1 protein-coding gene and 1 CRISPR repeat array (1 of these 2 cut by a window edge) are annotated in these 11,469 nt (G+C 35.1%); the gene reads right to left on the bottom strand.

The features are described 5' to 3' along the window. Positions 1-8: 8 nt before the first annotated feature. Positions 9-359, bottom strand: a complete 351-nt coding sequence (gene tnpB, locus KDN43_RS07605) for an IS66 family insertion sequence element accessory protein TnpB (RefSeq protein ID WP_238869271.1) — start codon at positions 357-359, stop codon at positions 9-11. 481 nt (positions 360-840) lie between these two features. Next, a CRISPR array of direct repeats spans positions 841-11,469; the repeat unit is 30 nt; unit sequence ATTTCAATTCTACGATAGTACGATTAAAAG; it runs 2,655 nt beyond the window's last position.

The following is an 11,469-nucleotide window of genomic DNA, read 5'->3' as shown; positions in this document are numbered from 1 at the left end:
TCGTTTATTTATGCGCCTTTCCAGCGTTTTTTATATTTACATTTCCCTGTTTCTATCCCCTGTACCATCAACATGAGTTTCTGCCAGGAAAAGGGATAAACCTTTCCATTTTCATCAAAAGAAGGTAATGAAAAATTACCTTTTTCAAGCTTCAGATAATAAATTACCAAACCGCCATGTTCCATGTGCAAGGCTTTCAAACTCGTGCATTGACGGTTCAGAAAAATGAATACGTCTCCGCTGTGTACATCCTGTCCCATCTGATCTGTGACCAGACCGCTTAATGTGTAAAACCCTTTTCGCATATCAGTTGGAAATGAATAGAGCCAGTAACGCATCGAATCGTTCAGATTGAACATGGATTATTGGATTAAAAGGATCAGTGAACGAAGTTGAGTTGGATCAGTTCCCATGGGAACACGCACTTTAACGCCATTGGGATAGACTACTTCCAGAACATTACCTGCGGTGGGGTCAACATGCTCCTGAAATGTTTTTTGCTGAACTGTCTTTTTTACCGGTAACGGCTGATTTGGGCCGGAGAAAACTATTGGTACAAAGTCGGACGGTTGCTCTTTACGCTTATTGTATTCCCGTAATTTCCTTTGCTAATAAAAAAACTTGGACTCCAGAATACATTCGTTTTGACAAAAATCTTTCAAACTAAGGCCGCTGGAGTGATAGCGATCAAAAATTGTTTCAAACTGTTTTAATGTCCACATCTTTTTTTGTGGGCAAATATAGAAATGTTCAAAAAATAAAATTTGACGGTATACACCGAATGCTTACAGTACGATTAAAAGAATGAAAAGAACATCGATGATTGCGTGACCTACATTCATTTCAATTCTACGATAGTACGATTAAAAGCTGAAACCTTTCTTGTCTTTATTTCTTTAATTTTATTTCAATTCTACGATAGTACGATTAAAAGTGATACACCAGCTTTCACTCCTTGACGTTTTAAATATTTCAATTCTACGATAGTACGATTAAAAGTCGCAATATTACACCGGTTTGCCGGACCGCATGATACATTTCAATTCTACGATAGTACGATTAAAAGTATTATACTCATTATACTGGCGAAGTAAGCCAAGGTAATTTCAATTCTACGATAGTACGATTAAAAGTTTTGCGGGTATAATCGTCAATATCGGCACGAGCATTTCAATTCTACGATAGTACGATTAAAAGCGATCTTGGTATTATGCATCACGGACGCTATGTCGAATTTCAATTCTACGATAGTACGATTAAAAGTGCAGCCGCCATGGATGATGTCTATGCCGATGTCAATTTCAATTCTACGATAGTACGATTAAAAGTGTAAAGGTTTATCGTTCCACCGACTGCCTTTTGTAATTTCAATTCTACGATAGTACGATTAAAAGAAACCAAAACACGTAACATGCGATCAGGCGGTAACAATTTCAATTCTACGATAGTACGATTAAAAGTTGTGTGTTTGAAGAGCATGCGGTAACCTTTGCTTTATTTCAATTCTACGATAGTACGATTAAAAGACAAAGGCTCAGAAGCTGGCGCTTCGTGGACTGGATTTCAATTCTACGATAGTACGATTAAAAGTCGAGGAAGTCATCGAGACGTTTCTTTACGTCAGCCTGATTTCAATTCTACGATAGTACGATTAAAAGTTGCAAATCCTCTTGCTTGTGATGCCAGCATACCAGAATTTCAATTCTACGATAGTACGATTAAAAGCCTGATACGTGTCCTCGACATCGATCAGCTGCTATTATTTCAATTCTACGATAGTACGATTAAAAGGACCTCTTTTTTCTTTTCAGTACCGTTAACGTGTAGATTTCAATTCTACGATAGTACGATTAAAAGTGAATATGAAAATAATTATGTAACTATCCGGATGGGATTTCAATTCTACGATAGTACGATTAAAAGTCACATTAAGTCTTTTGCTAAATCTCTTATTTGTCATTTCAATTCTACGATAGTACGATTAAAAGACCTCCACGGTGCGGCTGATGTTGCCTATCACGGTCAATTTCAATTCTACGATAGTACGATTAAAAGAATATTTCCCTGACCATCCCGACGCTGTTGACCTTATTTCAATTCTACGATAGTACGATTAAAAGCCCACACTTCAAGAGGATTTCTTCGGTTAGCGGGATATTTCAATTCTACGATAGTACGATTAAAAGTTTATTTAGTGCAATATTTCAAAGACCACTTATTTATTTCAATTCTACGATAGTACGATTAAAAGACCATACAAACCATATACGCCTCCGGGTTTTCAAAATTTCAATTCTACGATAGTACGATTAAAAGTTGCGGGGTATGGAGCAACCCTTTCTAGTCTTTTCGATTTCAATTCTACGATAGTACGATTAAAAGAACGAGCCGAAAGTTTAGTAAAACGTGGTTTGTGTGATTTCAATTCTACGATAGTACGATTAAAAGTGATCAGAATATAAGAGTTGAAGTGCAAATGATTGAATTTCAATTCTACGATAGTACGATTAAAAGTAATGCAGAACAGGTTCTTGATGATGCAAAAAATCTATTTCAATTCTACGATAGTACGATTAAAAGACTGTAGATGTCACATGATCCCTATAATGGCATCACATTTCAATTCTACGATAGTACGATTAAAAGGTGTGTTAACTCAAAAATACTGGGCGCATCTGGGCTATTTCAATTCTACGATAGTACGATTAAAAGATTTAGTTTTCTTGTATACTTCAATAGCAGATATGATTTCAATTCTACGATAGTACGATTAAAAGGAGAAAGTGGATCAAATGCTATTATTGATTCTACTGAATTTCAATTCTACGATAGTACGATTAAAAGTATTCACAAACAAGAGCGGATGGCACACTATCAAAATTTCAATTCTACGATAGTACGATTAAAAGAACTATACCTGATGATCAGGATATAGATGAGTATTATTTCAATTCTACGATAGTACGATTAAAAGTCTGTTCTGGAAAACGACAAGACGTTCCTTCTGAATCATTTCAATTCTACGATAGTACGATTAAAAGTAATAGTAAACACCTCCTCGTTATTCTCCGACACCAATTTCAATTCTACGATAGTACGATTAAAAGAGATACAATAAGGTAAATATCTATACAGGTATCAGAATTTCAATTCTACGATAGTACGATTAAAAGATAAATTATGGATTACTTTATAATTGGAGGTAATAAATTTCAATTCTACGATAGTACGATTAAAAGTCTCGCCTCGTCTGTTGTAGCGTCGAGAAAGTTTTTCATTTCAATTCTACGATAGTACGATTAAAAGCCCGCCCCGTGCAGCGTGACGAATACGAGGCCATATTTCAATTCTACGATAGTACGATTAAAAGAACACGCAGAAGCTGAGAGTATATCGGAGGTTACTATTTCAATTCTACGATAGTACGATTAAAAGTAAGTATAGTAAGGATTGACTCCATTCCATACCCCGATTTCAATTCTACGATAGTACGATTAAAAGTCTGTTCTGGAAAACGACAAGACGTTCCTTCTGAATCATTTCAATTCTACGATAGTACGATTAAAAGAAGCGTTACAACCCTCGATATTAACGCCAACGTGGATTTCAATTCTACGATAGTACGATTAAAAGATAGCGAGCACGTGCATGTAACAACTTTGAGCGTGATTTCAATTCTACGATAGTACGATTAAAAGTTTCAGAAAAAACAGGTTAAGTGTAACGGTGGCATATTTCAATTCTACGATAGTACGATTAAAAGGAATCTCCCCGCTTTTTTTGTACCCACCTGAAAAATTTCAATTCTACGATAGTACGATTAAAAGGCTGTTATTATGAGTGTGCTTGAACCTCAATATACAATTTCAATTCTACGATAGTACGATTAAAAGCGTTTTTTTTAATTGATTATTCAATCCTTGTTGTGAATTTCAATTCTACGATAGTACGATTAAAAGAAATCATCGAACATGCCAACAATTTCATTGTCTGCATTTCAATTCTACGATAGTACGATTAAAAGAAAGCATCGGAGGTATCTCGGCAGGTGCAAGTGGATTTCAATTCTACGATAGTACGATTAAAAGTGATTATATCAACGCAAACGGCAACAAGTTTTTCAATTTCAATTCTACGATAGTACGATTAAAAGCAGGATAAATGTTTTCAATTTTTCGCAAATAGTCAACATTTCAATTCTACGATAGTACGATTAAAAGAAATGTGGTTTTACCCCAATCATCACAAAAACGGGATTTCAATTCTACGATAGTACGATTAAAAGCTTCGGGCAGCATCTTTTCCATCTCCTTTACGAAATTTCAATTCTACGATAGTACGATTAAAAGAACGAGCCGAAAGTTTAGTAAAACGTGGTTTGTGTGATTTCAATTCTACGATAGTACGATTAAAAGTTATCAAACGTCAATCCTAACTACTATGTAATTTGTATTTCAATTCTACGATAGTACGATTAAAAGTTCGGTCTTTTCCTCTTCTGTTGAACTTACCCCTGTATTTCAATTCTACGATAGTACGATTAAAAGACAACAGTAAGATTCACGGAAGTCAGCCGTGAACATTTCAATTCTACGATAGTACGATTAAAAGTTTTTGTTAAACGCATTCAGCCTTCAAATGATTGAATTTCAATTCTACGATAGTACGATTAAAAGAACTTCTTTCTGACAAATATTGCGTAATTGATTGGAATTTCAATTCTACGATAGTACGATTAAAAGGTTCTCGTTGCGTTTCGTTTGCGTTTTGAACTTGTATTTCAATTCTACGATAGTACGATTAAAAGTCGATTAAAAGCGTATAAAAATCTTTTGGCAATGCATTTCAATTCTACGATAGTACGATTAAAAGATTGCAACCTTGTTGTCCTCCCAGTTAACGGTTAACATTTCAATTCTACGATAGTACGATTAAAAGACAGATCTGCGGTCTGTGTCGTGAATTTTAATGTTGATTTCAATTCTACGATAGTACGATTAAAAGTTCACAAACTGCACGATACACATAGTCGTAATTAATTTCAATTCTACGATAGTACGATTAAAAGGGCGATACTTGATGCTTCGTCCGCTGTTGTTTGAGATTTCAATTCTACGATAGTACGATTAAAAGACACACTCAAAACCTTGAAGCAATAAAATTGCCTCATTTCAATTCTACGATAGTACGATTAAAAGCACCCTGACAATCCCAACGAATAATCGTAATTGACATTTCAATTCTACGATAGTACGATTAAAAGCTTTCACCCATTGTGGATAAGGTGCCAGAATCTCCCATTTCAATTCTACGATAGTACGATTAAAAGTTGCTCACAAAGATAATTGGTATAAAGAATTTGTCAAGATTTCAATTCTACGATAGTACGATTAAAAGAACTATACAATATGCTTTTACTTATTTCAATAGATTATTTCAATTCTACGATAGTACGATTAAAAGACTATTCAGGAGTTACCTTTGAAAGAATCTCTCACAGATTTCAATTCTACGATAGTACGATTAAAAGAATGTCGGGTCTATTCCTTTCTAATGTCAACAACTATTTCAATTCTACGATAGTACGATTAAAAGATGGGATACAATTTTGGCACGCAAGTTCCTAAACGAGATTTCAATTCTACGATAGTACGATTAAAAGTGGACACAAGCAGATATTTAGTCGTGTTGCCCAAATTTCAATTCTACGATAGTACGATTAAAAGAATTTCGAGACGATAGTAAAAAACGCCAACACGAATTTCAATTCTACGATAGTACGATTAAAAGAACGAGCCGTCAATTTCGCAAAAACAAGCGGTAAGGTATTTCAATTCTACGATAGTACGATTAAAAGAACGAGTTGTACCACTCTTGCCAGTCCTCTTCGGGTTATTTCAATTCTACGATAGTACGATTAAAAGCGATGATGGACAAACGTGTCAATTTATCAGCGAAAATTTCAATTCTACGATAGTACGATTAAAAGTCGATAAATGTTTATTATATATGCCATTCTTCCATGATTTCAATTCTACGATAGTACGATTAAAAGATCATTACAGATTATGCTATTGCCTTGTGGATACGCATTTCAATTCTACGATAGTACGATTAAAAGTCTTTCAAGAGACGATCAGGTAAGTATAACAAGGGACTATTTCAATTCTACGATAGTACGATTAAAAGTTTCATTTCTCCAATTTAAATATTCCACTACCCGAATTTCAATTCTACGATAGTACGATTAAAAGCGGAGCGCCGATGGTTCCGTTTATATTCAGTGTTATATTTCAATTCTACGATAGTACGATTAAAAGTTCCTGTGCCGACAGGTAATTACGCCGTGCCTTTGCATTTCAATTCTACGATAGTACGATTAAAAGAAGGAACTTGCGCAGAAAGTCGGAAGTCAACAAAATTTCAATTCTACGATAGTACGATTAAAAGTTCGATCTTCTGCTTTTTGAACGATTCCGGCAGGTATTTCAATTCTACGATAGTACGATTAAAAGCAGGCTCGTGAGGAACTGATCCGCATGGAGCAGGCATTTCAATTCTACGATAGTACGATTAAAAGGTTATGCTTTTTATAACGGCGTGGCAGGATCCTGATGCATTTCAATTCTACGATAGTACGATTAAAAGCGTCTCATGATGGATGAGAGCGGAGGAACGTACACCGATTTCAATTCTACGATAGTACGATTAAAAGACGTAAGCACGAAGAAGGCTAACGAACTCGATGATGATTTCAATTCTACGATAGTACGATTAAAAGTCACCAGTTGCGGGGAGTGTTGGATTTGCAAAATCATTTCAATTCTACGATAGTACGATTAAAAGTCGTTACATAGATTTTTCCCGCTTCTCCAGTCGCATTTCAATTCTACGATAGTACGATTAAAAGGGAGGTTCAATGTGTCAGTTTCGGCGAACTGGATAAATTTCAATTCTACGATAGTACGATTAAAAGAATATTAAAAAATACAGGTTCAGGCTACATTTCATTTATTTCAATTCTACGATAGTACGATTAAAAGAACGTTCTCGATGTCTCTGATTTTGTCGGACTGGAATTTCAATTCTACGATAGTACGATTAAAAGTTAAGTTTGTTCGCTTGGGCTTCGTTAACTTTAATTATTTCAATTCTACGATAGTACGATTAAAAGTGCAGCTTGAATGAGCCGAACAGTGGTCCTACTGTATTTCAATTCTACGATAGTACGATTAAAAGTTACTGGTTCCATTTTCGTTGCTTTTTTTTTAAAAGATTTCAATTCTACGATAGTACGATTAAAAGTCCTATCTCGAATCTGTCTGTCCTAATATCATAGGCATTTCAATTCTACGATAGTACGATTAAAAGATTTCAATGCCGTGCATTTTCCACGTTGGTAAATCCATTTCAATTCTACGATAGTACGATTAAAAGACTACAATTATCTCAGAGCAGTCTATTAGCTTATCTATTTCAATTCTACGATAGTACGATTAAAAGTCAGCAACAGACAATGAACCACTGGCTACACTGGCATTTCAATTCTACGATAGTACGATTAAAAGCTTCAGAAGCGAATAGATCAAACAGTTACTACAACAATTTCAATTCTACGATAGTACGATTAAAAGTTACTACCGCCATAACTGCCGTTGCTACTTCAGTCACATTTCAATTCTACGATAGTACGATTAAAAGCTATGAACCAACCGTTTTGCTCTTTGACTAGTGCAAAATTTCAATTCTACGATAGTACGATTAAAAGACTCATTGATTTTTCTTAATTGAAGTTCTATGGTAATTTCAATTCTACGATAGTACGATTAAAAGTCACATCAGCAGAAACTACCTCGAAAGGTAGTTCTGCATTTCAATTCTACGATAGTACGATTAAAAGAAGTGTACACACTATGAATGAGCGTGAACGTATAGGCATTTCAATTCTACGATAGTACGATTAAAAGTACATTACAGATAGCGGCATACAGGTAGAACATACATTTCAATTCTACGATAGTACGATTAAAAGAAAGATATGGATGATAATGGCATTGTTGGTGCATAAATTTCAATTCTACGATAGTACGATTAAAAGGAATGGTTTGGATGCCCTAAATGCCGTGGTGAATTGGATTTCAATTCTACGATAGTACGATTAAAAGAATGAAGTAAGTCGGCTTTTTGTGTCGTTGTAGAAATTTCAATTCTACGATAGTACGATTAAAAGGTTGGCACCTTATGTACTCACGAGAATATTAATATGATTTCAATTCTACGATAGTACGATTAAAAGAGAAGAGCATAACGGATTTAAAATTAAATAAATTAATTTCAATTCTACGATAGTACGATTAAAAGCGGACAGGCGGTAGGTACTGCGCACGTGTATCAAATTTCAATTCTACGATAGTACGATTAAAAGGATACCCTTCAATATTTTTGATCCTCTCGTCATATATTTCAATTCTACGATAGTACGATTAAAAGAATGCAGTGGCAACATTGGCAGTAAGAAGATTTCATTTCAATTCTACGATAGTACGATTAAAAGACATTTCCTTTTACCGCCAACCACCCTGTATTGTGCATTTCAATTCTACGATAGTACGATTAAAAGCATCAGGAATTACCAATGTCGTAACTTCCATCACCATTTCAATTCTACGATAGTACGATTAAAAGATTATCAAATCGGCAATATAAAACAAATTTTTCGCATTTCAATTCTACGATAGTACGATTAAAAGTGATTTTTTCGGAGCTTCGCATTATGCAATTCTGAGATTTCAATTCTACGATAGTACGATTAAAAGAACAGCATCGTGTGCCGGTCGGGTGCACTCTCCACCATTTCAATTCTACGATAGTACGATTAAAAGCTCCCGCCCCGGAATCGAACCGGGGAGAAACCGTTATTTCAATTCTACGATAGTACGATTAAAAGGAATAGAGGGCTCAGTTGGGTGCGTGGTCGAAGAACATTTCAATTCTACGATAGTACGATTAAAAGTCATATACTCACAGGGGTGAATTTCGTTTTCCCGGGATTTCAATTCTACGATAGTACGATTAAAAGTATTTTTTTCGTTGCTTATACGGTAACGATTCAAGCATTTCAATTCTACGATAGTACGATTAAAAGAGAGTACCTTTACCCGCTTTTACGTGTTCTCCACGTATTTCAATTCTACGATAGTACGATTAAAAGTCCAAAGCGTCCTTTTCGATTTGTTCCTTTTCCCAATTTCAATTCTACGATAGTACGATTAAAAGGACACGAATCGAAGAGGCTAAGCAATTTGTTGAGCATTTCAATTCTACGATAGTACGATTAAAAGAGATACAGCACCACTAATCTATACAGATAGACGAGAATTTCAATTCTACGATAGTACGATTAAAAGTACATTCCCGTCTGAAACTTCTTCAGCCTTTCAAATATTTCAATTCTACGATAGTACGATTAAAAGTCCGGTGGATGCCGAGCAGCTGCGCGGCCTTCCCGAATTTCAATTCTACGATAGTACGATTAAAAGTCGTTGAATTTAGTGTTTACGTTATTTCTTTCAGTATTTCAATTCTACGATAGTACGATTAAAAGACGCGAAGGTAGCGGCTTCCGGGGGAGCGGCAGCGGATTTCAATTCTACGATAGTACGATTAAAAGATCTTGCCGGGTATGCCCAAATTCGCTCGATTCAAGGATTTCAATTCTACGATAGTACGATTAAAAGATGTAGATGGAAATTCTTCTGCATCAACTTTCGAGATTTCAATTCTACGATAGTACGATTAAAAGTGGTGTCCTTCACGTTCAACGTCGGATCGGGTAATTTCATTTCAATTCTACGATAGTACGATTAAAAGGATAACCGAAGCGCAAGCGGAAGCACTTCTGTGGAATTTCAATTCTACGATAGTACGATTAAAAGAAGATACGTGATCAAAAAATACGGGTTATTTGGGATTTCAATTCTACGATAGTACGATTAAAAGCTTCAAACCCGCTATATCCGTGACCATCTATAGCAATTTCAATTCTACGATAGTACGATTAAAAGTGTAACACCATTTGTTGTTGCAGCTGTTAAAGTGCATTTCAATTCTACGATAGTACGATTAAAAGAATCAGCCGTACTATATGCTAATGGTATGTTGTAATTTCAATTCTACGATAGTACGATTAAAAGGTTTGGCGAAATGAGCCTGGTGTTTGACCCGATCACATTTCAATTCTACGATAGTACGATTAAAAGAACAAATCCAATTGCATTTTAAAGCTTCCGAACAAATTTCAATTCTACGATAGTACGATTAAAAGATCTACAGCCATTCCTTTTGTATGTGAACTTAGTCATTTCAATTCTACGATAGTACGATTAAAAGCTTTCGAGTTTAGAAAGTTCGTATCGGGTTTCAACATTTCAATTCTACGATAGTACGATTAAAAGCTTTTAATGAGTTGTAACTCATATGCCCGTCGGTTTATTTCAATTCTACGATAGTACGATTAAAAGTATTACACCCTCCCATCCACAATTCGTGCATTTAACATTTCAATTCTACGATAGTACGATTAAAAGTCGTCCTCTCCGGCACCAGTGATCGGGTCAAACACCATTTCAATTCTACGATAGTACGATTAAAAGTTTAAGTTTAATCCGTTTTTTGATTCTTGCGTGGTTATTTCAATTCTACGATAGTACGATTAAAAGCTTGATGACAAAAAGAGAACCTTTCTTAATAAAGATATTTCAATTCTACGATAGTACGATTAAAAGTTCGCATTACGCAATTCTGAAAGGGTACAGGTCTGAATTTCAATTCTACGATAGTACGATTAAAAGCACTCATTGATTTTTCTTAATTGAAGTTCTATGGTAATTTCAATTCTACGATAGTACGATTAAAAGGAAGTAATAGGTAATGCAGGTTTTGAGAACCAAGAATTTCAATTCTACGATAGTACGATTAAAAGCATCAAAACTGCAGAGAAAGTGCCGCAAAGGCGACGATTTCAATTCTACGATAGTACGATTAAAAGAAAGCGATTCAGGACAAGTTAAAAGGGTATAGCGATAATTTCAATTCTACGATAGTACGATTAAAAGCCGTATGCTTTATGCAATACGTGGTTATCTACTATATTTCAATTCTACGATAGTACGATTAAAAGTTCGCATTACGCAATTCTGAAAGGGTACAGGTCTGAATTTCAATTCTACGATAGTACGATTAAAAGGAGTACCTTTACCCGCTTTTACGTGTTTTCCACGTATTTCAATTCTACGATAGTACGATTAAAAGAAAAAAGAAAGAAAGGTTATACATGTGCATGTTAATTTCAATTCTACGATAGTACGATTAAAAGCAAATTAACGCTAACAAACAACTTGCAGATTATGGAAATTTCAATTCTACGATAGTACGATTAAAAGAAGGAACTGAAAGAATACATCTTCATGG

This window comes from Proteiniphilum propionicum, from assembly GCF_022267555.1.
Taxonomy (GTDB): Bacteria; Bacteroidota; Bacteroidia; order Bacteroidales; family Dysgonomonadaceae; genus Proteiniphilum; species Proteiniphilum propionicum.
Note: the sequence above shows the minus strand (reverse complement) of the source record. Positions and strands in the feature narration are given on the sequence as shown.

What these genes read in the sequence shown, in the direction of transcription:
- tnpB (WP_238869271.1), bottom strand. Translation starts at nt 359, where the DNA reads ATGTTCAATCTGAACGATTCGATGCGTTACTGGCTCTATTCATTTCCA.